General features: G+C 71.5%; 24 protein-coding genes. 16 read left to right on the top strand and 8 right to left on the bottom strand.

Annotated features, from left to right (window positions below; translation table 11 throughout):
* Positions 1-31: 31 nt before the first annotated feature.
* The 3 genes from ACWD38_RS09815 to ACWD38_RS09805 all read right to left on the bottom strand — a co-directional run bounded on the left by ACWD38_RS09815 (position 32) and on the right by ACWD38_RS09805 (position 5,160).
* The gene (locus tag ACWD38_RS09815; RefSeq protein WP_184477307.1) at positions 32-2,932 is read right to left on the bottom strand and encodes a penicillin acylase family protein; all 2,901 of its coding nucleotides are present in this window, start codon (positions 2,930-2,932) and stop codon (positions 32-34) included.
* 163 nt (positions 2,933-3,095) lie between these two features.
* Positions 3,096-3,989, bottom strand: coding sequence for an SGNH/GDSL hydrolase family protein (locus tag ACWD38_RS09810; protein ID WP_343071201.1), 894 nt, complete (start codon positions 3,987-3,989; stop codon positions 3,096-3,098).
* 100 nt (positions 3,990-4,089) lie between these two features.
* On the bottom strand, positions 4,090-5,160 hold the full coding sequence (locus ACWD38_RS09805) for a LysR family transcriptional regulator (RefSeq protein ID WP_184477305.1): 1,071 nt from the start codon (positions 5,158-5,160) through the stop codon (positions 4,090-4,092).
* Positions 5,161-5,601: 441 nt separating this feature from the next.
* On the opposite strand from ACWD38_RS09805, the gene ACWD38_RS09800 reads away from it, so the two are divergent.
* Positions 5,602-6,456, top strand: a complete 855-nt coding sequence (locus tag ACWD38_RS09800; protein WP_281398291.1) for a helix-turn-helix domain-containing protein — start codon at positions 5,602-5,604, stop codon at positions 6,454-6,456.
* A 297-nt stretch (positions 6,457-6,753) separates the two neighbouring features.
* On the opposite strand, the gene ACWD38_RS09795 is transcribed toward ACWD38_RS09800, so the two are convergent.
* On the bottom strand, positions 6,754-7,548 hold the full coding sequence (locus tag ACWD38_RS09795) for a S1 family peptidase (protein WP_184477300.1): 795 nt from the start codon (positions 7,546-7,548) through the stop codon (positions 6,754-6,756).
* Positions 7,549-8,464: 916 nt separating this feature from the next.
* Here ACWD38_RS09795 and ACWD38_RS09790 point away from each other — a divergent pair.
* From ACWD38_RS09790 to ACWD38_RS09770, 5 genes are read left to right on the top strand one after another with little or no spacing between them, the layout of a single operon-like run.
* Positions 8,465-9,478 carry a histidinol-phosphate transaminase gene (locus ACWD38_RS09790; protein WP_450123857.1) on the top strand — a complete coding sequence of 338 codons (1,014 nt, stop codon included), beginning with the start codon at positions 8,465-8,467 and terminating at the stop codon, positions 9,476-9,478.
* Entirely contained in the window at positions 9,475-10,500 is a 1,026-nt protein-coding gene (locus tag ACWD38_RS09785) for a polyprenyl synthetase family protein (RefSeq protein WP_184477296.1), read from the top strand. Before ACWD38_RS09790 ends, ACWD38_RS09785 begins: the two co-directional genes overlap by 4 nt.
* Before the next feature lie 2 nt (positions 10,501-10,502).
* Positions 10,503-11,495, top strand: coding sequence for a UbiA family prenyltransferase (locus tag ACWD38_RS09780; protein ID WP_343071200.1), 993 nt, complete (start codon positions 10,503-10,505; stop codon positions 11,493-11,495).
* Positions 11,492-13,162, top strand: a complete 1,671-nt coding sequence (locus ACWD38_RS09775; protein ID WP_184477294.1) for a prenyltransferase/squalene oxidase repeat-containing protein — start codon at positions 11,492-11,494, stop codon at positions 13,160-13,162. Before ACWD38_RS09780 ends, ACWD38_RS09775 begins: the two co-directional genes overlap by 4 nt.
* A complete protein-coding gene (locus ACWD38_RS09770) occupies positions 13,162-14,421 on the top strand; it encodes an FAD-dependent oxidoreductase (protein ID WP_184477292.1) in 1,260 nt (419 codons plus the stop codon). Before ACWD38_RS09775 ends, ACWD38_RS09770 begins: the two co-directional genes overlap by 1 nt.
* Positions 14,422-14,447: 26 nt before the next feature.
* Here ACWD38_RS09770 and ACWD38_RS09765 read toward each other — a convergent pair whose 3' ends face one another.
* Entirely contained in the window at positions 14,448-15,458 is a 1,011-nt protein-coding gene (locus tag ACWD38_RS09765; RefSeq protein WP_184477290.1) for a methyltransferase, read from the bottom strand.
* Positions 15,459-15,697: 239 nt separating this feature from the next.
* Between ACWD38_RS09765 and ACWD38_RS09760 the strand changes: the two genes are divergently transcribed.
* Complete coding sequence (locus tag ACWD38_RS09760) at positions 15,698-16,558, top strand: TauD/TfdA dioxygenase family protein (RefSeq protein WP_450123856.1); 861 nt, start codon at positions 15,698-15,700, stop codon at positions 16,556-16,558.
* A gap of 483 nt (positions 16,559-17,041) precedes the next feature.
* On the opposite strand, the gene ACWD38_RS09755 is transcribed toward ACWD38_RS09760, so the two are convergent.
* Positions 17,042-17,890, bottom strand: a complete 849-nt coding sequence (locus ACWD38_RS09755; RefSeq protein WP_184477286.1) for an SMP-30/gluconolactonase/LRE family protein — start codon at positions 17,888-17,890, stop codon at positions 17,042-17,044.
* Between the two features lie 148 nt (positions 17,891-18,038).
* On the opposite strand from ACWD38_RS09755, the gene ACWD38_RS09750 reads away from it, so the two are divergent.
* The 8 genes from ACWD38_RS09750 to ACWD38_RS09715 all read left to right on the top strand — a co-directional run bounded on the left by ACWD38_RS09750 (position 18,039) and on the right by ACWD38_RS09715 (position 23,782).
* The gene (locus ACWD38_RS09750; protein WP_184484738.1) at positions 18,039-18,632 is read left to right on the top strand and encodes a rhomboid family intramembrane serine protease; all 594 of its coding nucleotides are present in this window, start codon (positions 18,039-18,041) and stop codon (positions 18,630-18,632) included.
* A complete protein-coding gene (gene murI, locus ACWD38_RS09745) occupies positions 18,629-19,444 on the top strand; it encodes a glutamate racemase (protein ID WP_184477284.1) in 816 nt (271 codons plus the stop codon). Before ACWD38_RS09750 ends, murI begins: the two co-directional genes overlap by 4 nt.
* Positions 19,441-20,208 (top strand): MBL fold metallo-hydrolase, encoded by a 768-nt coding sequence (locus tag ACWD38_RS09740; RefSeq protein WP_450123855.1) that lies wholly within the window; start codon positions 19,441-19,443, stop codon positions 20,206-20,208. Before murI ends, ACWD38_RS09740 begins: the two co-directional genes overlap by 4 nt.
* Positions 20,209-20,242: 34 nt before the next feature.
* Positions 20,243-20,662: an Imm1 family immunity protein gene (locus tag ACWD38_RS09735; RefSeq protein WP_184477280.1), complete on the top strand. Its 420-nt coding sequence runs from the start codon at positions 20,243-20,245 to the stop codon at positions 20,660-20,662.
* An 87-nt stretch (positions 20,663-20,749) separates the two neighbouring features.
* On the top strand, positions 20,750-21,505 hold the full coding sequence (gene rph, locus ACWD38_RS09730) for a ribonuclease PH (protein WP_450123854.1): 756 nt from the start codon (positions 20,750-20,752) through the stop codon (positions 21,503-21,505).
* Entirely contained in the window at positions 21,502-22,110 is a 609-nt protein-coding gene (rdgB, locus tag ACWD38_RS09725) for an RdgB/HAM1 family non-canonical purine NTP pyrophosphatase (RefSeq protein ID WP_450123853.1), read from the top strand. The genes rph and rdgB overlap by 4 nt, the downstream gene beginning before the upstream one ends.
* 630 nt (positions 22,111-22,740) lie before the next feature.
* A complete protein-coding gene (locus tag ACWD38_RS09720) occupies positions 22,741-22,944 on the top strand; it encodes a hypothetical protein (RefSeq protein WP_184477274.1) in 204 nt (67 codons plus the stop codon).
* 79 nt (positions 22,945-23,023) lie between these two features.
* On the top strand, positions 23,024-23,782 hold the full coding sequence (locus tag ACWD38_RS09715; RefSeq protein WP_184477272.1) for a TSUP family transporter: 759 nt from the start codon (positions 23,024-23,026) through the stop codon (positions 23,780-23,782).
* Between the two features lie 430 nt (positions 23,783-24,212).
* On the opposite strand, the gene bcp is transcribed toward ACWD38_RS09715, so the two are convergent.
* Together bcp and ACWD38_RS09705 are read right to left on the bottom strand one after the other, a co-directional pair.
* The gene (gene bcp / locus ACWD38_RS09710; protein ID WP_184477270.1) at positions 24,213-24,686 is read right to left on the bottom strand and encodes a thioredoxin-dependent thiol peroxidase; all 474 of its coding nucleotides are present in this window, start codon (positions 24,684-24,686) and stop codon (positions 24,213-24,215) included.
* Between the two features lie 70 nt (positions 24,687-24,756).
* The gene (locus ACWD38_RS09705; protein ID WP_184477268.1) at positions 24,757-24,918 is read right to left on the bottom strand and encodes a hypothetical protein; all 162 of its coding nucleotides are present in this window, start codon (positions 24,916-24,918) and stop codon (positions 24,757-24,759) included.
* 276 nt (positions 24,919-25,194) lie between these two features.
* Here ACWD38_RS09705 and ACWD38_RS09700 point away from each other — a divergent pair, with 276 nt between their 5' ends.
* Positions 25,195-26,928 carry a pyruvate dehydrogenase gene (locus ACWD38_RS09700; protein WP_184477266.1) on the top strand — a complete coding sequence of 578 codons (1,734 nt, stop codon included), beginning with the start codon at positions 25,195-25,197 and terminating at the stop codon, positions 26,926-26,928.
* Positions 26,929-26,979: the final 51 nt, after the last annotated feature.

The following is a 26,979-nucleotide window of genomic DNA, read 5'->3' as shown; positions in this document are numbered from 1 at the left end:
TGGGCAAACGGTCCGTTCACTGCTGTCGGGGTCAGCGGTGGGATGGGAATTCGACGACTTGCTGGTAGGTGGGGCGGTTCTGCCAGCTGATCGGGTCGTGGGCGATGCCGCCGATCTTGTTCTGGATGATCGAGTCGGCGCACCACTGGTCGCCGGGCTCGCAGTCCGCATCGCCCGGATACGTCTGCTCCGCCGGTGTCGCGTCCGCCTCGGCGAGGCTGTCGACGAGCGCTTGGCGGCAGGCGTCGAGGCTCCCGTCGCCGCACAACGAGTTCCCCGGCCCCGGAGCTCCCTGCCCGAATCCGCCGGGGACGTCCTCGCCGAGCGCGCCGCGCAGGTTCTTCGACACCTGCCCGTACCAGCCGGTCAGGAACGCGGATCCCTGGTGGGCCTGCCCGACGTGCTCGCCGGGTTCCTCGTTCTGCCACCCGGAGGGCGATTCGTTGATGTGCTCGGCCGCGGTCAGCGCCTGGTACGCGTCCGCGCCGACCGCGGGTTCGAAGGTGCCGCGCACCAGCAGCGGCCACCACGCGTCCATGAGCTCGATCGCCTCGGCGTGGGCGTACTCGCGGCTGCCGGGTTCGGTCTCGGTGCGCAGTCCGCCGTCGTTGAGCCAGTCGCGCAGCAGGTCGATCCGCGCGGTGAGCTCCGGGTCGTCGTTCGGGGCGCTGTCGAGCACCTTCAGCAGGTCCGGCAGCACCCGCTCGGCGCGCAGGTCGGCCAGTGCGGCCTCCTCCATCGCCTGGGTGAGCCCGACCCGGTCCACGCCGCCTTCGGCGACGAGCCCGCGGACTCGGGAGTCGAGCAGGTCGCCGCGCTGCACGGCTCCCTTGCTCCAGTCGGCGCCGCTGGTGCCGGGAGCCTGCTTGTTGTTCCAGCTGACGAGGTAGTCCTGGTCGATGGTGCGCGGGTGCTCCTCGAACGGCGCGTAGTCGGCCGTGTTCCCGTCGGGGTTCCAGCCCTGCCATTCGAATTCGGGGTCGGAGACGACGGGCATCGCCGGGTCCACCTCGGGGTTGCGGACCACGTTGTCGCCGGAGTTGAAGTGCGCGATGTGCTCGGAGTCGGCGTAGAACCAGTTGAACGTGTAGTTCACGTCTTCGGCGGCGCGCTGGAACGCCTCCGGCGAGGTGATCTCGGCGGGGTCGTTGAAGCGCTGGAAGCCGATGATCGAGTCGACCTCGTGCTGGAAGGTCGAGCGCACGGTGCTGTAGGCGACGGGCTTGCCGTCGATGGTGGCGCGGTGCGTCACCGGGCCGTAGCGGGTGCGGAACGAGACCAGCCGGTAGGACCCGGCCGGGGTGTCGTCGCCCAGATTGGGTTCCCAGGAGTTCTGCCGTTCGACCTGCTGCATCGGCAGGCATTCCCCGCGGAACAGGTAGTGGTCGGAGTCCTTAGTGACGGGTCCGCCGTCGGGTGAGCACAGTTCGACGGCGTAGGTGTCGACGATGTCCTGCGCGGCCGTGGTGGCGCTCCACGAGTAGTCCTGGCCGCGGCCGAGCAGCGTGTAGAAGCTCAGGCCCGCGAACGAGGCGCCCTTCGACGAGATCCCCGGCCCTTGGAGTTCCTGCAGGGTCAGCAGCTGCGGGGCGAAGTAGCCGGTCTGCGGGCCGAACACGGCGATCGGGTTGCCGCTGTCGGTGTGCTCGCCGGAGACGAGCAGCGCGTTGGACATGCCGCGCGGTTCGGCCATGTCGGCGGGGACGACGCCGTCGTCGAACATGCCGCGCAGCGCTTCCGCTTGGGCGGCCGGGTCGTTCTGGCCGGGAGCGCCTTCCGGCCGCACGACCGGGGTCTGGCGCTGGCCGTCCTGCTCGGGTTCGGTGGCGGAGCCGGTGGGGTCGAACACGAGCTGCTGCTCGGTGACCGAGCCCGGATCGGGCATCGCCGCACCTCGCGGGTTCTCCGGGGAGACCGCGTACGGGAACGAACCGTCGTGGACGGTGGGGATGGATTCGGGGTCGTTCTCGGCGCGGAAGGTGCGCCACACCTGCTCGCCGCGTTCGGGCCCGAAGCGCTCGTGCAGCGACATCCGCGCGACCGCTTGCTGCACTTCGTTGCCGCCGCCACCGCCGAACTGCGCGCCCACCAGCGAGGCGAGCACGACGAGGTCGGTGAGCTTGAACGGCTCGATCTCCCCGGCGTTGGTGATGGGGTCGACGTGCCCGGTCGCCACGTATTCGCCGGGGAAGTAGCGGCCGTCGTGGGCTTCGCGGATGTAGGTGTTGATGCCGTCCACGTAGGACTTCGCGTCGGCGAGGGCCTGCTCCCCGCGCGGGCCCGCGCTGCGGGCGGTTTCGATCTGCTGCTCCAGCTCCCGCTCGGTGTAGGGCGAGGTGGCGAAGAAGTCCTGCTCCAGCTCGCGGTTCGCGGGGGCGCCGCCGGCGAAGGAGCTGACCTCGCCGCGACCGGCTCGGCGCAGCACGTCCATCAGGAACAGCTTGTCCTCGGCCGTCGTGTAGCCGGCGCCGAAGGTGGTGCCGTCGCGGGTGTCGCCGTAGACGTGCGGGATGCCGGCGGTCTTGTCCCGGACCACGGTGACGTCTTCGCGCGGGTTGTAGGTGCGCTCGACGTCGTCGGGTCGCACGCCGAAGGAGTTGTCGTTGAAGAACTCGTTGATGGTGCCGGTGGTGAGCTTCGAGTACCCGGCGGCCAGCTCGTCGTAGGGCGCCGTCTGGTCGGCGGAGTGCGGCGGTTTCGTGCCGAGCAGCAGGTGCCCGGCGAGCTCGGCCAGCGTGGCGTTGCCGTTCTGGCCCGGCGGAAGGATGTGGTGGCACTGCCCGCCGCAGTGGTCCGGCACCTGCGGCACGTCCGGCGCGGGCGCGGTGAGCGGCGCCGCCTGCTCGGGAGCCGCGGCGGCGGAGGGGGTCACGATCAAGGCGCCGAGGACGGCGCCGACGCTGAGCGCCGCCACGGTTCGCTGCCCGGCCATCTGCGAGTCCTCTCGTCGTCGTCGACGCCGGACGCTAATCGAACACCAGCGAAAATGAAATCAATTCACGTTCTTCGGAGCTCCAGGTTGGGCCGTCCGAGTGAACCGAGCGCCCCGAATGCTCATGCGCGTGACAACGAACGCCGGACCGAGAGCGCAGCTGCTATCCGGCATCCGGTCGCACGACCACGTCCTCGGGCCGCGACGGCACGGCCCGCACCGGCTCGACCGGCCGCAGGCCGCGCCGCACCCGGCGTTCGCGCCGCGACTCGGCGATCTCCCGCACCACCACCGCAGCCGCGTGCGGCAGCAGGTCGGATCCGCGCCGCACCAGCCACGGCACACCCCGGAACACCAGCCAGGCCAGGTGGTGCCACGGCGTGATCCGGGCGCCGCCGGAACACCGCAGGCTCACCGGTTCCGGCACCCGGTACCCGGCGGCGAGCAGCCGCTGCGCCATGGCCCGCGCCAACCGCCGGTGCCCGAGTTCCGAGGGGTGCAGCCGGTCCACCGACCAGGTGCCGAGCTCGTACGCGCCGGGCAGCGCGTCCAGGTCCACGCACTGCGCGCCGTAGCGGGCGACCACCTCGTCGAGCACCGCGTTCACCTCATCGATCCGCTTGCGCAGCGCGCGGCGCAGCGGCGCGGGCAACCGGAACACCCGCCCGTGGTCGTGGTACCGCGCGGTCACCACGACCGCTCCCGCCGCGGTCAGCTCACCGATCACCACGTCCAGCCGCCGCAGCAGCAGCACCGGGTCGAAGTCGGAGCGCAACGTGTCGTTCATGCCGACGACCAGCACGGCGGCGTCGGGCCGCAGCCGCAGCGCGGCGGGCAGCTGCACGTCGTGCACGTCGCGCACCCGCGCGCCGGAGGTGGCGAGGTTGGCGTACCGGATCCGGCCGGGCCCGCCCAGCGCGTCGGCGAGCAGCAGGGCGAAGCCGCGCCACCCGCCGCCCGGCAGCCGATCCCCCATCCCGAGGGTCGTCGAGTCGCCCAGCGCGACCAGGGCGCGCACCGGCCGCCCGGTCGCGGATCCCGTTGCCCGCTCGCTCACGCGCTTCACCTTCACCGCCGCGGGCTCACCCGCGGTGAGGAACCGGTGGCCACCCGGAGACGACTCGGCGAACTCCTCGGCCAGTGATCGGCTCGGCCGGTCAGTCCACAGTGGAGCGCACGGTCCGGTTCTCGTTCCACTGCGAGTGCTGCCGGGCCAGCGCTTCCCACAGGCGGTTCAGCGGGTGCGCGCCGTCGTGCTGCTCGCGCTCGCCGCCGCGGGCGAAGGCGCCGACCAGCACCTCCAGCTTCGGTTCGAGGTCGCCGAGCACGTCCAGCGCGCGCAGGCCGCGACCGTCGGGCAGCCGCCCGTCCATCGCCGCCTCCGCCACGCCCCGGGTGACCAGCATGCAGCCGTGCAACAGCCCGGAGCTGAGCAGTTCGAAGCCGTAGCGCACGTCGTCCACCTCGCCCGCCACGTTCAGCGCGCTGCGGTAGTCCGCGCCGAACCACCCGCGCAGGAACTCCGCGACGAGCCCGCTGCCCGCGATGACCAGCGGCAGCCGGGGCAGCGCCGCGGCCCGCACCGCCGGCCCGGCCACCAGCCGCCGGTCGAGGTTCGTGACCAGGGTGAGCCCGCTGCGGCGCCACTCCAGCACGTCGAGCCCGTCCGGGTCGGCGCCGACGTGGGTGAGCGTGCTGCCGCAGACCAGGTCGACCTCGTTGGCGCGCAACGCTTCCAGCAGATTCCGGGTCCGCAGGTGCACGACCTTCAGGTCGACGCCGTCGGCGCGGAAGTCCGCCGCGACCTGCTCCACCGCGGGCGTGAGGAAGCCGAGCGTGAACCGGGTGGTGCCCACCCGCAGCGAGCCGCCGACGCGCCGCCGGGAATCGGTGACGACCTCCAGCCAGTCGTCGAGGGTGTCCCGCGCCCGTTCGACCAGCGCCTCACCGGTCGCGGTGAACAGCGCGTCCTTGCCCCTGCCCTGCTTGAGCACGAGCGCTTCCCCGCACAGCTCCCGGAAGTTGCGGTTGAGCGTGTCCAGCTGCTTCTGCACGCTGGACTGCTCGCGCCCGAGCAATCGGGCCGCGGCCAGCGCGGTGCCCGCCTCGTGCACCACCACCAGCGTCCGCAGCTGGTCCAGGGTGGTGTCCAGCAGCGGTTGCGGGGCCCGTGCCCGCCGCTGCTCGCCTTCGGCCACTGCGATCTCGGAGGATCCGGGTAACGGCATGCGTCCTTCCACAGGTGCGGTGTCGCCCGCTCATGGCGCACCATGGCGTGATTCGACCGCTGCGCGCGCTGGGCGACTGACGGCCCTCCCCGGGGCGAGTCTATCCCCGGGAACTGATCTCGACTGCACGCCACATGTTCCTCGGGATTGTTCGCCGTTTCGCTGGAAACGGGTCCGCCGGTCGTGCCAACCTGATCGCAGCGGCACGGGGGAACGCCGCGAGGCATCCGGGGGGTCGGATGACCTGGGGGAAGCGGGGGCCCGGATTCCGGGTCCCCGCAACATCATTCACCGGATCGGCGCAGCGCGGCACTGCTCCGCGAGGGTTGCCCGGACCGCTCGCGGGTGCACCCGACGTCGCGTGCGCGCCGGTGTTCGGGTGGTTCACGAATACCTGATCGAGCGACGATTTTTCCGCCCCAGCCCCATATTCTGGCGTTCATGTCGAACTCTCCCCGTGCCCGAGCGTTAGCGGCCGAGGTCCGCAAGGTGCGCAAAGACAAAGGGATGTCCCAGGGAGTGCTCGCCGAACAGCTCGGCTGGAGCATCGCGAAGATCAGCCGCATCGAGACCGCGCAGCGCGGCATCGGCGGCCCAGACCTCGCGGCGGTGCTGGCGGCGCTGAGAGTGCGCGGCAAACGCCGCGAGCAGTTGCTGACGATGGCGGAGGAACTGGGCCGGCCGTCCTGGTGGGAGGCGATGGCCGGGCTCTCCGCGCACACCCGCGCCTGCATCGACGCGGAGCAGCGCGCGACCCGGCTCACGGAACTCAGCCTCGGCTACGTGCCCGTCCTGCTGCAGACCCGCGGCTACGCCACGGCGGTCTGCGCGGCTTCCGGCGGCAGCACCGGGGAAATCGACGAGCGGGTCAACGTTCGCCAGGTGCGTCAAGGGATTCTGCACAAGGCCACCCCCGTCGAGCTCACCGCCTACCTCGACGAGTCGGTGCTGACCCGCCCGGTCGGCGGGCCCGCCGTCACCGGTGGGCAGTTGCGGCACCTGCTGCGCTGCGCGGAGGCCCCGAACATCACCGTGCGGGTGCTGCCCACTGATCTCGGGGTGCACGCGGGCCTCGGCGGTCCGTTCACGTTCATCGAGTTCAGCCACGGCATCGCGACCGTGCTGCTGGAGAGCCAGGAGTGCGGCCTGCTGCTGGACGGCCCCGATCGGGTCGCGTCGTTCCGCGACTCCGTCGACGACCTGGACCGGGTCGCCCTCGGCGCGACCGAGTCCCGAGCCCTCATCGGCGGCTACGCGGCGAAGTTCGAAGACCGCTCCCTCCGCCAACCCACTTGACCCCCCGTACGACGCGAAGCGGGGCGGCCCCGAAGGACCGCCCCACGAAATCCCCGCACAAAACAGTTGTTCTTCTGAATTCTTGCCCGCAGTCGGTCTTCGCGGCGAAGCCGTGCCTGTAAGCGCGTCAGCGCTCAGCCCACGTGCAAGAGCCGACCACCGGCGGGTTCTCAGCGTTCCTCTCGCGAGGACAGCGATTTCTCTCGTGGCGGAAGCCACTAGTGAAATCGATCCCGCAGCGAGAGGAACGCTGAGGTTCCGCTACCCGGCCACCCGAGAAGGACGACCGGAATTCGTTCAGCTGTTGATCTGCTCGGTGAGGACGTCGTTGTAGGCGCCGACGCGGGCGTACACACCGGGCTTGCCGGGTCGGGCGCAGCCTTCGCCCCAGGAGGTGACGCCGATGAGGCGGCCGTCGGCCACGATCGGACCGCCGGAGTCGCCCTGGCAGGCGTCGACGCCGCCCTCGGGCAGGCCGGCGCAGACCATCGAGTCGGGGCTGTACTCGGCGTAGCCCGCGGAGCAGTCCGCGTCGGAGCTCACCGGCACGGTCGCCTGCTGGAGGCTGTCGGAGGTGGAGCCGCCCTCGCTGGTGGTCCCCCAGCCGAGCACGGTGGCGTCGGTGCCGGGGGCGTAGCCGGCGTCGTCGGCGGTGGCGAGCTCGATCGGAGCTTCCTGCACCGGGGCGGCCAGCGTCAGCACGGAGACGTCGAAGCCCTGGGTGGCGTCGGTGTACTCGGGGTGCACCCACACGTCGCTGACCTCGGAGACGGTGCCTTCGGAGCCGCTGATGTTCGTCTGCCCGCTGAGGACGTTGATCTCGCTGGGCTGCGAGCCGGTGGTGCAGTGCGCGGCGGTGACGACCTTGGTCTCGGAGACCAGGGAGCCGCCGCAGAACTGCTGGCCGCTCGGCGTGAGCAGGGCGACGACGAACGGGTTGTCGGCGATGTCGGCGTCTTGGCCGCCGACGACGTACGGGGTGACGTCGGCCGGTTCGGCCTGCGCGGCCGAGACGGACACGGTGGCGGCGGCCGAGAGGGCGACCGCGACGACTCCGGCGAGCCGGGCCAGGCGACGGGGGGCAGCGACCATCTTGATCTCCTCGATCTCGAGTCCGGGGCGATGGGGCGGCCCGGACGTCGTCGTTGTCGGGTGAACCGGAGCGCGCCGATTCGGTCCCGGCTCCTCCACGAAACGGGCCGGTGCCCGCCTCGCTGCCAAGAGGAAACTGTTCGCACCATAAGCGGAACGGCATTCGGCCCAAAAGTGCCGGTATTTGCCGTTTTCACAGTGATTGTTCGACAATCCGCGATTCGCCCGGTCGGCGGTTTTCCGCGGATGCGGCGGCGCGCGAAATAGAACGAATACGGGAGGTGCCCCACTGGGAAGAACGGGGATACCGGCCCGCGGCCCCGGCACGCCCCGAACGCACCGAGGCCGCGGACCGACCGCGACCAGTACTCCCGCCGGTCGCGGCTCAACCACCGGTCCCCGGACCGTGGCGAGCGCGCCCACCGGGCCCCGACTGCCGCTGTGGCGAGCGCGCTGGTTCCGGTGTACCGAACGACCGATGGAATATTCCAGAGCCGTTCGGGGGAGCCTGCCGCGGAGCGCGTTGAACTACTCGGCCTAGAGCCGCACTGACCAGCGACATCGACCGAGATCACAGATCAGTTGCAACCCGCGGCGCGGCACCCCGCAGCGGGCCGCCGCGCGCCCGCGCACGCGCGACCGCCGGAACGCACCTCGAACCGCGCGGCGCGGGCTAGCACAGCCCACCGGGCCAGGTGCCCCGCCCGGCACTGGCACAGAACGTTCAGGGAATTCCCTCGAAAAACCGAACGGAATCAATGCGAAACACGCTGATTACGTTCCGAGCTGAACGCGTCCTTGACACCGCACGCACGCGGAACTCAGTATTCGACGAGCATCACGAGCGGGTCGGCCCGATACCGGCGGGCACCGCGCGGGGGGCATAACATCCAGCGGCCAGAACGGGAATGGCACTGTGACCTCAATTGCGCACCAGCTTTCTCTGAACGAGAATTTCGCTCCCCCGTTGCCTGGCGTCAGAGAAGCCGCCGAAGCGACTCTCGGAGAACTCAACCTCACCCCGGACCCGTTCTCCACCGACCTGGTCCGGCGGATCGCCGAGCACCACGGCGTGCCCGCCGGGCAGGTGCTGGCCGGGGTCGGCTCCGGCGCGCTGCTGCAGCAGTTCCTCCAGGTCCACGCCGGTCAGGGCGCCGAAGTGGTGCACCCGTGGCCGTCGTTCGAGATGTACCCGCTGATGATCGGCAACGCCGGCGCGACGGCGGTCGGCGTGCCGCTGCGCGACGACGCCCACGACCTGGACGCGATGGCCGCCGCGATCACCGAACGGACTCGGGTGGTGCTGCTGTGCAATCCGAACAATCCGACCGGAACGGTGCTCGGCACCGGCGAGATCACGCGATTCCTCGACCGCGTTCCGCAGGACGTGCACATTGTGATCGATGAGGCTTACGTCGACTTCGCCGAGACCGGTTCGATTGCCGACGGACTCGAACTAGCCCGAACGGACGAGCGGGTGACGGTCGCCCGGACCTTTTCCAAGTCCTACGGGCTGCTGGCGTTGCGCGTCGGATACCTGCTCGCCCCCGAATCGGTGCTCGCGGCGTTGAAGCCGAGCGCCCTGTTCTTCCGCGTCAGCGCCCCCGCGCAGGCGGCGGCGACCGCCGCGCTCGACGCGACCGAGGTGATGCGCCGCCAGTGCGCGGCGGTCGCCGCCGAACGCGACCGGCTCCGCGACGGGCTGCTGGCCTGCGGATTCGCCGTTCCTCCCAGCGGCGGGAACTTCCTGTGGCTGCCGCTGGGCGCGGAGAGCTCCCGGTTCGTCGAGCTGTGCGCAGCCCACGACATCGTCGTGCGGGTGACCGCCGAGGCCGGGGTGCGCCTGACCGTCGGCACCGCGGAGGTCAACGACCTGGTGCTCAAGGTCGCCGCCGAATTCGCGGCCGAGCAGAGCGGGCCGACCCGATGACCGCGCGGACCACCGACGCCGCCGACGACCTGGCGGCCGGTCCCGAGGCCGTCATCGCCGCCTCCCCCATCGCCGCCGAGCTGCGCGCCGAACTGGAACGCCGCTGGAGCGCGGGCACCGACCACATCGGGGACATCGCGCGCTACGCGCTGCTCGCGCCGGGCAAGATGCTGCGCCCGCTGATGCTGGTGGCCACCGCGGAATCCGTCGGCGGCGACCGCGCGGCGGTGCTGCCCGCGGCGCTGTCCGTCGAATACCTGCACGTGGCCTCGCTGGTGCACGACGACATCATCGACGGCGACGAGCTGCGCCGCGGCCGGCCGTCGGTGCCCGCGAAGTTCGGCGTCGCCGACGCCATCGTCACCGGCGACGCGCTGATCCTGGGCCTGTTCGACACCCTCGCCGAATGCGGGCTGCCCGCCGAGGCGGTGCTGGGCGCGGTGCGCGCGGTCGCCGCCGCGGGAGTCGACCTCTGCCGCGGGCAGGCGCTGGAAGCCGAGCTCCTGCGGGATCCGGCGTGTCCGCCGGAGCGGTACCGGCGGATGGCGGCGTTGAAGACGGGTGCCCTGTTCCGGGCGGCGTGCCGATCCGGCGCGATCCTCGGCGGCGGCACCGCCGAGCAGGTCGAGGCCGCCACCCGGTTCGCAGAGCGGGTCGGCGCGGCCTTCCAGATGCGCGACGACCTGCTGCCCTACCTGGCCGACAGCAGCGTCACCGGCAAGTCCGCCGACAGCGACGCGGGGAACATGCGCCCCACCTTCCCGGTGATCGTGGGCCACCGGATGGCGGGCCCGCAGGACCGCGCGGTGCTCGTCGACGCGCTCAGCGGCACCCGGTCTCCCGCGGAGTCCTTCGCGCTGCTGCGGGAAGTGCTGGAGCGGCTCGGCGCCGTCGAGCACGCCGCCGAGCAGGCCGAGGACGAGATCCGCCGGGCGCACGCCGAGCTGGACGCGCTGCCGGTGGCGGAGGGCACCCGGTTGCTCGCGGCGGTGGCGGACCTCGCGATCCACCGGGACCGGTAGCCGTGGCGGCGTCGACATCCGCGCTGCGCCGCGGGATCCGGGCGCACGTGGAGACGTGGCGGCCGTACACGACCTGCTACCCCGCCATGGTCGGTTCGGCGGGCGCGGCGCTGGCCGGGGGCGGCTGGGGCGTGCAGGTGATCGCGGCCGTGGTGGTGCCGACCTTGGGATGGCTGTCCGGGCACTACCTGGGCGACTACTTCGACCGCGAGCTGGACGCCATCGACAAGTCGCAGCGCCCCATCCCGTCCGGCCGGTTGTCCGCGCGCACCGCGGTGGTCTGCGGCGTGGCGTGCGCGGTGGCGGCCACGCTGCTGACGCTGCTGGTGAACTGGCACGCGCTGGTCCTGGTGGTGGTCGCGACCGGCGGCATCGTCGCCTACAGCCGGTTCTGCAAGGCCCGCGGCCTGTCGGGGAACCTGGTGCGCGGCGCGTTGACGGCGCTGGCGCTGGCCGTCGGCGCGCTGCTGGCGGCGGACCGGTTGCCGTGGACGATCGCCGTGTTCGCGCTGGTGCTCCTGCTGCACGACGCGGCGTCGAACCTGGTCGGCACGATGCGCGACGTCGAAGGGGACCGGGCGGGCGGCTACCGCTCGGTGCCGGTGCGCAGCGGGGTCCGGGCCGCCGTGCGGATGTCGTTCGGGCTCTACGCCGCGGCGATGCTGATCGTGCTGGGAGCCGCGGGCTACGTGCCGGACCCGACGGGCTACTACCTGCTGGCGGCGCTGGCGGCCTGCGCCGGGACGGCCGCGTTCTCGCTGCTGTTCGAGCACGTCGACGACCTGCCGCCGCGGAAGGCGTTGCAGGCGCACAAGATCCTCGTCGCGGAGCGGCTGGTCCTCACCGCCGCGCTGATCGCGGGAGGCGCCGGCGCGTGGATCGCGCTGGCGGTGCTGGTGCCCGCGCTGGCGTTCAGCCTCAGCACCCAGGCCGCGCTGCGCACCGGCCACGAATTCCCGCCCCCGATGGAACAACGGAAGGCGACGCTGCCATGACGACCCTGCAGGCCGAGGAGATCTCCCGCGTGATCGACGCCGCGGCGGAGGCGGTGTTCGCCGTGCGGCGGCCGGACGGCGTGTTCGACTACGGCGGCGACGGCCTCACGTCCACGTTGAGCACGGTGGGCGCGGTCAGCGCGCTGCACTTCGCCGATCCGCACGGTTCGGCGGACCTGATCGAGCGGGGCGTGGCGTGGCTGCGCGCACGGCAGTCCGCCGGTGGCGGCTGGAGCATGATCCCCGGTGAGCCGGACGAGCCGGGTCCGACGGCGGTGGCCGCGGCGACGCTGCACCTGGTCGCCCCGGACGACGCGGCGGACGCGGTCGCGGCGGGGCTGCGCTGGATGCGGGAGTTCGGCGGGCTGGAGGCGATCCCGCATCCCGAGGTGACCGCGTGGTGCCGCCAGTTCTACTCGTTCGTCGGCTGGCTCGAGATCGACGAGATGCGGCGCTTCCCGCTGGAGCTGACCTTGCTGCGCGGGCCGTTCCAGCGGCTGTTCGACCTGCGGGCGCCGATGGTCTGCGCGCTCGGCCTGGCGCAGGCGGCGCACCGCAAGCAGACGCCGCTGACCCGGCTGCTGTCGAAGGCGGGCACCCCGCGGGCGTTGTCGATCATCCGGCAGGTCTACGAGCACGAGGGCAGCACCGGCGGCTGGTGCGAGGACGCCTGGGTGACGGGCCTGATCTGCGGTGGCCTGGCGCGCGCCGGGCTCGGCGAGGACATGGTCGCGGGCGCGGTGCGCTGGTTCCGGGAGCAGGCCAACGACGACGGTTCGTGGAACAGCGGGCCGCTGGAGCTGACCTGGTCGATGTACGCGGCGGGCGGCCTGCTGGAAGCGGGTTACGCGACCGACGAGCGGCTGCTGGCGACCCGCGAGATCTTCCTGCGCGACCAGCAGGACCGGCCGTTCACCGCGTTCGGCTGCCCGCCGGGCTTCTGGGGCTGGTCGGGCGCCCGCGGCTGGCCCGCTTCGCTGGAGACCGGCGAGATCATGTCCGCGCTGGCGCGCTACCCCGGTGACCGGCACCGGCCCGCCCTGGACGCCGGGGCCTCCTGGCTGTTCGCGCAGCAGGACACCCGCGGCTCGTGGGGGTTGTGCGTGCGGAACACGAAGGTCGCCAACAGCGGCCCCTGCCCGCACATGACGGTGCAGTCGCTGGACGGGCTGCTGGATTCCGGGGTGCCCGCGAGCGATCCGCGCGTGCAGAAGGCCGTGACCTGGTTGCAGAGCGCGCAGCAGCCGGACGGCAGCTACGAATCCGTGTGGTACCGGATGCACACGGCGGGCACCTCGGCGGTGCTGCAAACGCTGGTGCGGGCCGGTGCGGGCGAGTCCGACGCCGCGCGCGGCGCCCGGGACTGGCTGATGCGCGCCCAACTCGCCGACGGCTCCTGGGGAACCGGCGGCGACGAGCCCGGCACCGTCGAGGAGACGGCCTGGGCCGTCGGCGCGCTGCTGGTGGCGGGCTCGGGCACCGCCAACGCCGAGGTCCGGCGCGGCGTGCGCTGGCTCGTCGACGCCCGCCGCCCCGACGGTTCCTGGCCGGCGGCCCCCGTCAACGAGTACGTGCGCCACGTGTCCCGCTACGCGAACCGGGCCTTGGCCAACGGGTTGGCGCTGCGCGCGCTCGCCCGCTACCGCGACCGCGCTGGGAGGGACTGATGGACGCCGACGTGGTGGTGTGCGGTGCCGGGGTCGGCGGTCTCGCCGCGGCCTGCGCGCTGAGCACCCGCGGTTTCCGGGTGCTGCTGCTGGAGAAGCAGGCCGGACCGACCCGGGTGGCGAAGGGCGAGGTGCTGCAACCCGGTGCGCTGCGGGTGCTGCGGGACTGGAACGTGGCGCAGCGCCTCGAACTGCGCGGCGGGCTGCGGCTGGCGCGGCTGGTGGCGCGCGATTCGGGCGGGGCACCGCTGATGGCGCTGGACTACGAGCGGCTGCGCGACGAGGAGCGGTGGCTGCTCGCCCACGACTACCCCGTGATCTTGGACGCGCTGGCGGACCGGCTCGACGGCTCCGTGGAGTTCCGCCGCGGCGTGCTCGTGCGCGACCTGCTGCGCGACGCCGCCGGACGGGTCGACGGGGTGCGGATCAGCGAAGGCGGGCAGGAACGCGATGTCCGCGCGAAGCTCGTCGTCGCCGCCGACGGCCTCTCCTCGCGGCTGCGCAAGGCCGCCGGGATCGCGGTGCACCGCGACGAGTACCCGCACCGGCTGGCCGCCTTCGACATCGCCGACGCGCCGCCGGTCGAGCAGGACTTCTCGGCGTACGTGAGCGAATTCGGGCTGCGGCTGCGCTACCCGCTGCCCGGCGGACGGGTGCGCCTCTACGTGCAGGTCCGGCCCGATGAGCTGCGCGGGCTCGACGAGGACGGCATGGCCCGCTGGATCGACCGGCTGGTGGGCGGCACGCCCGCGCTGCACCCGCTCGCCGACGCGCTGCGGGCGAGCGCGGCGAACCGGCAGGTGCTGCCGGTGTCCCGATTCCTCGCGCCCAGCCTGGGGATTCCGGGGCTGGCGCTGGTCGGCGAGACGGGCCACGCGGTGCATCCGATGGCGGCGCAGGGCATGAACACCTCCATCACCGACGCCGAGAGCCTCGCCGGGCACCTGGGCAGCGGCGAGCTCACCGCAGCCTCGGTGGACGCGGGAATCCGCTCGTACCAGGCCGAACGACTCCCCAAGCTGGTCCACATCGGACAGACGAGCCACAACGCGGCGCGCATGATCACGGACCTGTCCTGGGCGGGGCGGGTCGTGGGGCGGCGCGCCCTGCGGTTCACCGGCGGCAACGACCGGCTGCGCTACACCGTCATGCACAACATGGCCGGGCTCGGGCAGCACCAGCTGTCGCTGCTCGACCGGCTGCACCAGGTGGGAGTGCTGCCCGACCCGCGGGCCCGGCGGCTCCCGGCCTGGGCATGAGCGGCGCCCAGGCCGGGTGCGGTCCGCTAGGCGGCTTCGCACTCCACGAGCACCAGCCCGCCGTCCCAGCTGCGGCTGCCCCGCACCGCGAGACCCGCTTCCGCGGCCAGCACCTCGAAATCGCGCACCGACCGCTCGCGACCGCCGAGCAGCGACAACGACTGGAGGTCGAACGAGGAGTTGTTCTTCGCGTGCTCCTCCCCGGCCAGCACTTCCACCACGAGGACGCGGCCACCGCTGCCCGCGGCCTCGGCGCAACGGCGCAGGATGCGCACCGCGTCGGCGTCCGGCCAGTCCGTGAGCACCCGCGACACGACGTACCGGTCGTAGCCCGCGGGCAGCTCGTCGAAGAAGCTGCCCGGCACGAACTCGGCGCGGTCGCGCACCCCGGAGCCGTCGAGCGCCTCCGCGGCCTCGGCGGCCACCGGCGGCAGGTCCAGCACCGCGCCCTCCAGGTGCGGCTGCCCGCGCAGCACCTCGACCAGCAGCGCCCCCACTCCGCCACCGATGTCGATCACGTTCTTGACCGGCGCCCAGTCGTACTCGGCGGCCAGCAGCGGACCGGTCTGCCAGGCGTGCGCGGCCATGATCGCGCCGAAGAAGCCGCGCAGGGCGTCGTCGCGCTGGTAGTCGTCCCAGAACGGCACGCCGTGCACCGGTTCGTAACCGGACCGGCCGGTGCGCACCGAATGCGCCATGCCCGCGTAGGCCAGGTCCATCTTCGCGCCCGGACCGTCGAGGGCCAGCCACTTCTTCTGCCAGGCGCTGTCCTCCCCCAGCAGGTGCCGGGAGACGTCGGTCAGCGCGAAGCCGCCGTCCTGCTCGGCGAGGAACCCGATCGCCACCAGGTGCCGCAGCAACCTCGCCAGCGAATCGGCGTCCGTCCCGGTGGCCGCGGCGAGATCGGCGAGCCCCGTGGTGCCCTCCGCGATCCGGTCCGGCACGCCGAGCGTCACCGCCGCGCGCACCGCGAACGGGGTGGCGAGATCGGTCAGCGCCGCCAACCGCGCGCCGGGATCCGTGGTCTCCGAAGCCATACTGGTGCACTCCTGTTCCTGCTGCGAATGCGTGCGCTCATGCCGCGGGCGCCGTCGCCGCGCGAACTCAGAGCCAGGGGGAAATCGCCACCGGAAACCGATTCCGGTACCGCGAGCATCGCACCACATTCCCTTTTTGGTCAAGAATTTTCGCCACCACGGGCAGCGCGCACTCGAATCGCTGATCCGCCATTCCGCACGCGCATTGTTCTCAGTTCCACCGAGAAAGGGTCGTCATCATGGTTGCTCCCATTCAGGACACCGACCTGGAGGTCCGTCCCATCAGCGGCGCGCTCGGCGCCGAGGTCCGCGGCATCGACCTGAACGACCTCTCCGACCAGGCCTTCCAGCGAGTGCACGAGCTGCTGCTCGAACACCTCGTGCTGTTCTTCCCCGAAGCGGCCGGACTCAGCCCGCAAGCGCACATCGACTTCGGCAAGCGACTCGGCGAACTCGAAGTGCACCCCTTCCTGCCGAAGCTCGACGGGCACGACGAAATCGTCGTGCTCGATTCCGCGCAAGGCGCCAAAGCCGACGTCTGGCACACCGACGTCACCTTCAGTCCCACCCCGCCCGTGGCCTCGATCCTGCAAATCGTGCAATGCCCCCCGTTCGGCGGCGACACGATGTGGAGCAACCAGTACCTCGCCTACGAAGCGGTCTCGGCACCACTGCGGGACATGCTGGACGGCCTCACCGCGATCCACGTCTTCGAGCACCCCAACGGCTCGTTCCGCAGCGAAGCCGAACACCCCGTGGTCCGCGTGCACCCCGAGACGGGCCGGCGCTCGCTCTACGTCAACCGCATGTTCACCCGCCGCATCCCGCAGCTCGACGCGACCGAGAGCGACCTGCTGCTGCGGCACCTCTACACCCTCGTCGAACACCCGAGCCACGTGTGCCGCTTCCGCTGGACGACCGGCGCCATCGCCATGTGGGACAACCGCGCCACCCAGCACTACGCGATCAACGACTACGCGGAGCGACGCGTGGGCCAGCGCGTCACCATCCTCGGCGACACCCCCACCGGTGACACCCCCCGCTGGCCCCACCACGACGGCGCCCACTCCGCAGCAACCACCCTCCGCGCCCAATCCTGACCCGCCCCAAGTGAACGGACCGTTCGACCAACGGGACTGGACAAACGGTCCGCTCACTCCACCCCGCCACCCGAGGCAACCGAGTCAACGGACCGTTCGACCAACGGGGTCGGACAAACGGTCCGTTCACTTCAGACGCCCCCGGCGGCGTCCCCACACCCGCCGCACGACCGATGGGAGCGAGTGAACGGACCGTTCGACCAACCGCATTGGACAAGCGGTCCGTTCACTCCACCCCGCCAGCGCTCGCCGCTCCCGACCACCTCGCGTCCGCCTGGAGGTCTGGAGGTCTGGAGGTCTGGAGGAGTGAACGGACCGTTCGTCCAACGGGATCGGACAAGCGGTCCGTTCACTTCAACCCGGGCGGCTGCGGGTGGGGTGCCTTCGCGGGGCGGCCGGCGGCTGGTGGGGATGAGTCAACGGACCGTTGGTCCAATGGGATTGGACGAACGGTCCGTTCACTCCGAAACCGCGGCGGGATGGTCAGCCGGCGAAGGTGTGGGAGCGGAGGCCGGTTCCCGCATCGGGCAGGACCAGCACCGCGCCGTCGGCCGGGGCGGGCTCGGCGAGGCCTTCGCGGGCGGTGGTGATGTACAGGTCGGTGAGATCCTCGCCGCCGAAGCAGCACCCCGTCGGCCGCTGCGACGGCAGCGGCACCGTCCGGTCCACGCGCCCGTCGGGCGCGTAGCGGCGCACTTCGCCGCGGTCCCGCACGGCGACCCACACACCGCCCTCGACGTCGGTGCACAGCCCGCCGGGTTCGCCGTCGACCTCGAACGCGGGGCGCCGCTCGGAGGCCGCGCCGGTCACGGGGTCGACGGTGAGCGCGTCGACGCGCCGGGTCGCGCCGTCGGCGAAGTACAGGACGGTGTCGTCGGGGCTCCAGGCCAGGCCGTTGCCCGCGGAGATCCCGTTGAGCACCACGTGCGCGGCGCCTCCGGCGTCGACCCGCACGAGCCAGCCGTCGCCGTGCTCGTCCTCGGGCACGGTGTTGGCCCACACCCGCCCGCACGAGTCGACGGTGGTCTCGCCGCCGCGGAACCCGTCACGGGCCCAGAAGGTGAGCCAGGTGCGGCGTTCCCCGTCCGGGTCGTAGAGCGCGATGCCTTCGTCGAAGTGCAGCAGCAGCCCGCCGCGCGAGCGCGGTTTGGCGGCGCTGACCTGCTGCGGCACCTCCATGGAGTGGTCGGTGTCGTCGGGCGCGTAGCGGTGCACGGTGCGGGACCGGAGGTCGGTCCACAGCAGGCTGGCGGTTCCCGCGTCCCAGGTGGGCCCGTGCCCGAACTGCGCTTCGGCTAGCACGGCCTGCTCGGCCCGTGCGGTGGTGTGCACCGCTCATACCTCCAGCGATCAGCTTCGGCGACGGTGCGGGAGCCTATCTGGCGCCGATGACGAGTCCGGGTCATCCCCGAGTCACCGCTGACCCGATCCGCGTAATCTCGAAAAGGTGACGAATCAGCCAGAACGGCAGCGGCCGCGTGTGATCCCGCAGAAGCCGTTGCGCGCGGCGGTGCAGATGACGTTCATGGTGGCGGTGCTGTGGGCGCTGGAGCTCTGGGACCAGCTGAACGGGCAGCGGCTGGACCAGTACGGCATCGAGCCGCACCGCATCGACGGCCTGGACGGCGTGCTGTGGGCTCCGCTGCTGCACGGCGGCCTGCCGCACCTGATGTCGAACACGGTTCCGCTGCTGGTGCTGGGCTGGTTGCTGCTGGCCAACGGCGTGGGCCAGTTCGTCGCGGTGACGGCGACGGTGTGGCTCGTCGCCGGTCTCGGGACTTGGCTGATCGCCGACGGCGGGACGCACATCGGCGCGTCCGGCGTGGCCTTCGGCTGGATGGTGTTCCTGCTGGTGCGCGGCTTCTTCGTGCGCAGCTTCGCCCAGATCCTGGTGGCGGTGGTGCTGTTCTTCTACTGGGGCGGGATGTTGTGGGGTGTGCTGCCCACCCAACCGCAGATCTCCTGGCAGGGCCACTTGTGCGGCGCGCTGGGCGGGTTGCTCGCGGCGTGGCTGGTGGCGCGCAGCACTCGTCGAGGGGCTGAGAAGGCCGCGCCTGGCACACTGTCGGCGTGACGAACGCGCCGATCGGGATCTTCGACTCCGGGGTCGGCGGGCTGACCGTCGCCAGGGCCGTGCTGGACCAGTTGCCGGGCGAAGCGATCCGCTACGTGGGGGACACCGCGAACGCGCCGTACGGTCCGATGCCACTGGCCGAGATCCGCGCCCGCACCCTCGCCATCACCGACTCGCTCGTCGAGGACGGGGTGAAAGCACTGGTCATCGCGTGCAACACCGCGTCGGCGGCGTGCTTGCGCGATGCCCGCGAGCGCTACGACGTCCCGGTCGTGGAAGTGGTGCTGCCCGCGGTGCGCCGCGCCGTCGCCACCACGCGCAACAACCGGGTCGGGGTGATCGGCACCCAGGCCACCATCCGCTCCCGCGCCTACGACGACGCGTTCACCGCCGCGCCCCAGGTGCGGCTGACCACGGCCGCCTGCCCCCGGTTCGCGGATTTCGTGGAGCGCGGCATCACCAGCGGTCGCCAGGTCCTCGGCTTGGCGCAGGGCTACTTGGATCCGCTGCAGCAGGCGGACGTGGACACGCTGGTGCTGGGCTGCACGCACTACCCGATGCTCACCGGGGTGCTGCAGATCGCGATGGGCGATCACGTGACGCTGGTGTCCAGCGCGGAGGAGACGGCGAAGGACGTGGTCCGGGTACTCACCGAACAGGACTTGTTCAGCGAACGCCCCGATCCGACGCATGAATTCAGCGCAACGGGTGAGCCGGAGCGCTTCGCGAAACTGGCGTCCCGCTTCTTGGGTGGTCCGATCTCCATAACCGAGTCCGTGAAGCCCTTCGCCGTGTCAGGCTCATCGGTGTGAAGCTGACGATTCTGGGGTGCTCGGGCAGCCTTCCCCGTCCGGACTCACCCGCCTCCGGTTACCTCGTCGAATCCGGGGAGACGCGGATCGCCCTCGACCTCGGCAACGGCACGGTCGGCGCGATGCAACGTCACGTGGACCCGTTCGACCTGAACGGCCTGTTCCTGAGCCACCTGCATCCGGATCACTGCTCGGACTTCGGGGCGCTCACGGTGCTGCGCCGCTACCGCCCGGACCCGCCGTACGACCCGGTGGCGCACCGGCTGCGGGTGTTCGGCCCGCCGGAGACGCAGGATCGGCTGACCAGGCTGTACGCGCCCAACGCCGCGGAGCTCGCGGACACCGACCTCGCCGACGTGTACGACTTCGAGGGTTTCGACGAACCCGCCGAAGTGGGACCGTTCCGGGTGACGGCGCTTCCGGTGGACCACCTCTGCCCGGCCTGGGGTTTCCGGGTGGAGACCGCGGACCGCGTGCTCGCCTACACCGGTGACACCGGCCCGTGCGCGGCGTTGGAGGAGCTGGCCCGCCACGCGGACGTGCTGCTGGCGGAGGCGTCCTGGGCCGACTCCCCGGACCGCCCCGACGGGGTGCACTTGTCGGGCAGGCAGGCCGCCCGCGTCGCGAAGCGGGCCGGGGTGCGGCAGCTGCTGCTGACCCACCTGCAACCGTGGACGGACCCGCAGGAGATCCTTCGGGAGGCGATCGAGGAGTTCGACGGGCCGGTCGAGGTCGTCGAGGCCGGTCAGAGCCATTCGATCTGAACGAGCGGCGGCGTTCGCGGTGGAAGGGGAAACGATGACGATCACTGCGGTGTGGTCGATCGCGTCGACGGCGGACGTGAACGCGGGCGACGGGCTCAGCATCACCGAGCCGGGCGAGGTCGACGACCTGATCCGGCGGCTGGCGGAGCCGAACGCGGGCCCCGCGACGATCTGGCACGAAGGCAGGGAACTGGCCGACTCGGCCACCGGCATGCTCGACCACGACGTGGTCGCCGCGGTGTCCGGAGGTTTCGGCTACCTGAGCCACTTCGACGCCGACCACGACTACGCCGTGCTCGACGGCGACCCGTCCTCGCCCGGCTTGTCCGGTGAGGACGCCGAGTTCCCGGCGGGCAGCGGAGTCGATCCGGCGGTGCTCGCGGCGGCGCTGCGGGACTTCCTGGAGACCGGGCGGCGCCCGAAGGTCGTCGACTGGCGCGAAGTCGACTGGTAGCGCTGCCCGGCTGATCAGGCGGACCGCCGGCACCGCCGAGGACCCGCCGCGCGACTCGCCGCGAACGGACTCGTTAGGGTGGGCCGCGTGGCGAGAGCGGACGGGCGGAGCGACGACGCGCTCCGGGAAGTGCGAATCACCCGCGGCTACCAGGATTGGCCCGCCGGGTCGGTCTTGGTGGAGTTCGGGCGGACCCGCGTGTTGTGCGCGGCCAGCGTGCAGGACGGGGTGCCGCGCTGGCGCTCCGGTTCCGGCCTCGGCTGGGTCACCGCCGAGTACGCGATGCTGCCTTCCGCGACGAACACCCGCGGGGTGCGCGAGTCCGTGAAGGGCCGCATCGGCGGTCGCACCCACGAGATCAGCAGGCTCATCGGCCGTTCGCTGCGCGCCTGCATCGACTTGGCGGCGCTGGGCGAGAACACCATCGCCCTGGACTGCGACGTCATCCAGGCCGACGGCGGCACCCGCACGGCGGCGATCACCGGCGCCTACGTGGCCCTCGCCGACGCCATCACCTGGCTGAGCGCGGCGGGCAAGCTGTCCGACCCGAAGCCGCTGTCCTGCTCCATCGCCGCCGTCAGCGTCGGCGTGGTGGACGGCCGCGTGCGCCTGGACCTGCCCTACGAGGAGGATTCGCGCGCCGAGGTCGACATGAACGTGGTCGCCACCGACCACGGCACCCTCGTCGAGGTGCAGGGCACCGGCGAAGGCGCCACGTTCACCCGATCCACGCTCGACACGATGATCGATTTCGCGTTGACCGGCTGCGCCGAGCTGGCCCGCAAGCAGACCGAGGCGCTGGCCGCGCCCTACCCCGGCGAACTGCCCGGCGGCGCCAAGTGAGCCGGGTCCTGCTCGCGACCCGCAACGCGAAGAAGCTCGTCGAACTGCGGCGCATCCTCGAAGCCGAGGGCGTCACCGGCGTCGAGGTCATCGGCCTCGACGCCGTACCGGAGTTCCCCGAGGCCCCCGAGACGGGCGCGACGTTCGAGGACAACGCCCTCGCGAAGGCCGCCGACGCGGCCCGCGCCACCGGCCTGCCCGCGGTCGCCGACGACTCCGGCCTGAGCGTGGACGCGCTCAACGGCATGCCCGGAGTCCTCTCCGCCCGGTGGTCCGGCAAGCACGGCGACGACCAGGCCAACCTGGACCTGCTGCTCGGCCAGATCCACGACGTCCCCGACGAGCGGCGCGGCGGCGCGTTCGTGTCGGCGGCGGCCCTGGTGCTGCCGGACGGGACGGAGACCGTGGTGCGCGGCGAATGGCCCGGCACGGTGGCCCGCGCCGAACGCGGCACCAACGGCTTCGGCTACGACCCGATCTTCGTCCCCGAAGGCGAAACCCGAACCGCGGCGGAGCTCTCAGCGGAGGAGAAGGACGCCGACTCCCACCGCGGCCGGGCGCTGCGGCTTCTCCTGCCGACGCTGCGCAAGCTGGCGGGTCAGTAGCGGTAGGCGATCGGTCTCGCACGGCGGGAGCGCTCTCTCGTCAGCGATGCGTCAGCACGGCGCGCGCTTCTTCCCGGGCGGATGACGTCCTGGGATCGACCAGCTCGTCCTGCGCCTTCGAGCGCGGACGTTCGGCGAGATCCGCGGCACCGGCTCGCGCACCCGCCGCCCTCGCTTCGAGCACACCCGGAAATGATCTCCGTCCGGAATCAGGCCCGTGTCACGCGGATGGCGGAGTCGTTCGGCGGGTTCGGGTAGTGGTGGCGGCGGGCCGGGGGAATCGTGCGGCGCCGATCCGCACCAAGCTCGCCCGGTGGTCGAGTGTGACGTCGATGACCTGCGGAGAACTTGCGCGGGGAAAGTCGTAACGACCGTGCGTGATCGGGCGAAGTGCCGAGTGGGTCCGGCGATCGGGGCCGGGCCCGAGCACTTCGTGATCAGGGCGGGATGACGTTCGACCCGCTCCTTCCGGGAGTGCGACCGCGAACCGGCCGCGCTCCCGACGTCCCCGCGGTCCCGACAGGTGGGGACGACGCCGGGCCGCGAGCACAGCAGTGGCCCTCATCGGGCGGATCACCGCACCCCGTGGTCCGCTCGGCCATCCGTTGCTCTCGTCGCAGGAGACCCTTGATGAAGCCCTGGCTCGTGTACGCCTCCGTCGGCATCGCCTCCGCCGCCGTCACCTTCAGCGTCCTCACCGTGCTGCACGCCGCGAACTCGCTCGGCGCGCCCGCGCCGCGCCGCGCGGCGGCCGGTGATCCGGTGGACGCCGGTGAACAGGTGGCGCACCTCGCGGGGTCCGCGGTCCGCCCGGAGCTCGTCGCGCACAGCTGACGGCCGGTGCACAAGATCCTCTTGTGATGGCGGTCGCCCCGGGGGCCGGAGCGCGGCCGGTGGCGGTTAGGTTCCGCTGGTGTTCAGCGAATGGATAGAGCTGGTGGTGCTGGTCGTCGTCGGATTCCTGTCCGGCGCGATCAACGCCGTCGCCGGCGGCGGCTCGCTGCTGGTGTTCCCGGCGCTGCTCGCCACCGGCATGCCGCCACTGGTCGCCAACGTCACGAACTCCGTGGCGCAAGGGCCGGGGTTCGTCGGCGCCGCCGTCAGCCAGCGCGACGACCTCAAGGGCACCCCGCAACGGCTGCTGTGGACGTCGCTCGCGGCGGGCGTCGGCTCCGTGATCGGCTGCGTGCTGCTGCTCGTGCTACCGGGCGAAGTGTTCGACGCCGTCGTACCCGCGCTGGTCGGGCTGTCCGCGGTGCTGATGGCGTTCCAGAACACGATCAAGCGATGGCTCGGGCACCCGGAAGCGGGCGAACCGGACCGCACGGTGTGGCTCACCGTCGGGATCTTCTTCGCCTCGATCTACGGCGGCTACTTCGGCGGCGCCCGCAGCGTCATCCTCATCGCGATCCTGGTGCTCGCGGTGAACGACTCCATGCGGCGGCTCAACGCGCTCAAGAGCTGGCTCGGGCTGATCGGCAGCGCCGTCACGTTCGTCGTGTACGCGCTGATCGCGCCGGTCGACTGGACGGCGGTGCTGATGCTGGTGCCGACGACGGTGCTCGGCGGCTTCGTCGGCGGCAAGATCGCCCAACGGCTGCCCGCGACCCTGCTGCGCTACCTCGTAGTGGTCATCGCCGCCGGAGTCGCCGTCTACATGACCCTCGACTGACCGGTTCGGAGTGAACGGACCGTTCGTCCAACGGGATCGGACAAGCGGTCCGTTCACCCCGAACACCTCCCCGCTTCGCGCACTCACCTCCGCACCCCGCCGGCCGACGCCGAGTTGGAGTGAACGGACCGTTGGACCAACGGGATTGGGCGAACGGTCCGTTCACCTCGAAAGCCCCCCGCTCCGATACCTCGCGTCTGCGCCTCCAGGTAAGGCGAGATGGAGTGAACGGACCGTTCGTCCAACGAGATTGGACAAGCGGTCCGTTCACTCCGAAAACCTCCCCGCTGTGCGGTGCTGCCATGCGGGTGGCGAAGTCCGAGTGAACGGACCGTTCGTCCAACGGGATTGGACAAGCGGTCCGTTCACTTGGTTCGGGCATGAGAAAAGGGGACGTCTCCGGGTGGAGGCGTCCCCTTGTCGCGAGGGGTCAGACGTTGAGGTCTTTGCGGAGGCGTTCGACGTGGCCGGTGGCCTTGACGTTGTACAGCGCCTTGTCGATCTTGCCTTCGGGGCCGACGACGAAGGTCGAGCGGATCACGCCCTGCACGACCTTGCCGTAGTTCTTCTTCTCCCCGAACGCGCCCCACGCGGTCATCACCGATTTGTCCACATCGGACAGCAGCGGGAAGGTGAGGCCTTCGGCGTCGCGGAACTTCGCGAGCTTCTCCGGCTTGTCGGGTGAGATGCCGACGACGTCGAATCCGGCGTCGTCGAGCTCCGCCAGGCTGTCCCGGAAGTCGCAGGCCTCCTTGGTGCAGCCCGGGGTGCTCGCCGCGGGGTAGAAGTAGACGACCAGGGACCGGCCCCGGTAGTCGGCCAGCGCCACGGTCTTGCCGTCGGCGTCCGGCAGGGAGAAGTCGGGCGCGGCGTCGCCCGCTGAGAGTCGCTGCTGTTCGCTCATGGTTCGACGTTAGTCCACGCGGAGGACCCCGTTCGCCTGGGCGGCCACCGACCGCCCAGGCCGCGCGGGATCAGGGCAGTCGAGGTGCGGTCTCCGGCACCGTCTGCGAGACGGTGTTCACGGAAACGGCCTCATCCTGATCGTCCGAGGCGATGAACCCACCGAACAACAACCCGGCCAATGCCGAGGCGGTCACGGACAGCGCGCAAACGGTGTAAAGGCGCAGGCTCACCGTTTTTCCTTCCCTGCTGGGTTTTCGAGGAACTCGTCGACGTCGACTACAGAGTGATCGTCGGCTGAAGGGGAGACGTTACCCCTTTCCCCCGAACGGGCGGTGAACGTCGTGCTACGGCCCGCACTCGCCTTCGTCACGGCGGTCGCCCGCGCCGGAAACGCCCACGGGTCGGCCTGCCGCGCACGGCAGGTCGCCGGCCTGCGACGAAGTTGCGGGCTCGCACCGCCCCGCGTAGACGGGAGGAACCAGCAACCCGACGTACCGGGAGAGCGCATGCCGACCGTGGCCGACCAGTTCATCGAAGTGCTCGTGCAAGCAGGCGTGCAACGGATCTACGGGATCGTCGGGGACAGCCTCAACCCGGTGGTGGACGCGGTCCGCCGCACCGAGGGCATCGAATGGGTGCACGTCCGGCACGAGGAGGCGGCGGCGTTCGCGGCGAGCGCCGAGGCCCAGCTCACCGGGCGGCTGGCGGTCTGCGCGGGCAGTTGCGGGCCGGGCAACCTGCACTTGATCAACGGGCTCTACGACGCGCATCGCAGCAGTGCACCGGTGCTCGCACTGGCCTCGCACATCCCGTCGGAGCAGATCGGCACCGGCTTCTTCCAGGAGACCCACCCGGAGGAGCTGTTCAACGAGTGCAGCCACTTCTGCGAACTGCTCTCGCAGCCGGAGCAGATGCCGCGACTGCTGCGCAGCGCGATGCAGACCGCCGTCGGGCACCGCGGGGTGTCGGTGCTGGTGCTGCCGGGCGACGTCGCGCACAAGTCGGCCGCTCGCCCCACCGGCAGCGGCACGGTGCACTCCGAGCCGCCGACGGTGGTGCCCTCGCCGACGCAGGTGGAACTGCTCGCGGAGTCGCTGAACTCGGCGGAGCGGGTGATGTTGTTCTGCGGTGCGGGAACCCGCGGCGCGCACCCCGAGGTGATGGAGCTGGCGGGCACCCTGCATTCCCCGGTCGGGCACGCGCTGCGCGGCAAGGAGTGGATCCAGTACGACAACCCCTACGACGTGGGCATGAGCGGTCTGCTCGGCTACGGCGCCTGTCAGCAGGCGATGCAGAAGGCGGATCGGGTGGTGCTGCTGGGCACCGACTTCCCGTACGACAACTTCCTGCCGCAGGCCAACACCGTCCAGGTCGACATCGACCCGACGCACCTGGGCAGGCGCACGGTGCTGGACCTGGCGGTGCAGGGCGACGTGCGGGAGACGATCCGGGCGGTGCTGCCGAAGCTGCGCCAGAAGACCGACCGGAGCTTCCTGGACCGGATGCTGCGCGAGCACGCGGACCAGTTGGAGCAGGTCGTCGAGTCCTACACCACGAACGTGCACAACCAGGTCCCGATCCACCCCGAGTACGTCGCCGACGTGCTCGACGACCTGGCCGCCGAGGACGCCGTGTTCACCGTGGACACCGGGATGTGCAACGTGTGGGCGGCCCGGTACGTCACGCCGAACGAGCACCGCCGGGTGCTGGGCTCGTTCGTGCACGGGTCGATGGCCAACGCCTTGCCGCAGGCGATCGGCGCGCAGGTCGTCGACCGGAACAGGCAGGTCATCTCGATGTCGGGTGACGGCGGGTTGTCCATGCTGCTGGGAGACCTGTTCACCCTCCGCACGCATCGGCTGCCGGTGAAGCTGGTGGTGTTCAACAACTCCTCGCTGGGCATGGTGAAGCTGGAGATGCTGGTGGACGGCATGCCGGATTTCGGCACCGACCACGATTCGATCGACTTCGCGGCCGTGGCCGCGGCGGCGGGGATCCATTCGGTGCGGGTGGACCAGCCCGCTCAGGTGCGCGACGCGCTGGCGGGGGCGCTGGCGCATCCGGGGCCCGCGCTCGTCGACGTGGTCACCGACCCGAACGCGCTGTCCATTCCGCCGCGCATCACCGGCACCCAGGTGAAGGGCTTCGCGCTGGCGGTGAGCCGGACGGTGCTCTCCGGCGGGGTGGGCAAGATGGTGCAGCTGGCGCGCAGCAACCTGCGCAACGTGCCGCGGCCTTGACCGTCGGCGGGTGGGCGTCACTCGTCCCAGGGCGCCGGTTTCGGCGCGGTA

This window comes from Saccharopolyspora sp. NPDC002578 (assembly GCF_053592695.1).
Note: the sequence above shows the minus strand (reverse complement) of the source record. Positions and strands in the feature narration are given on the sequence as shown.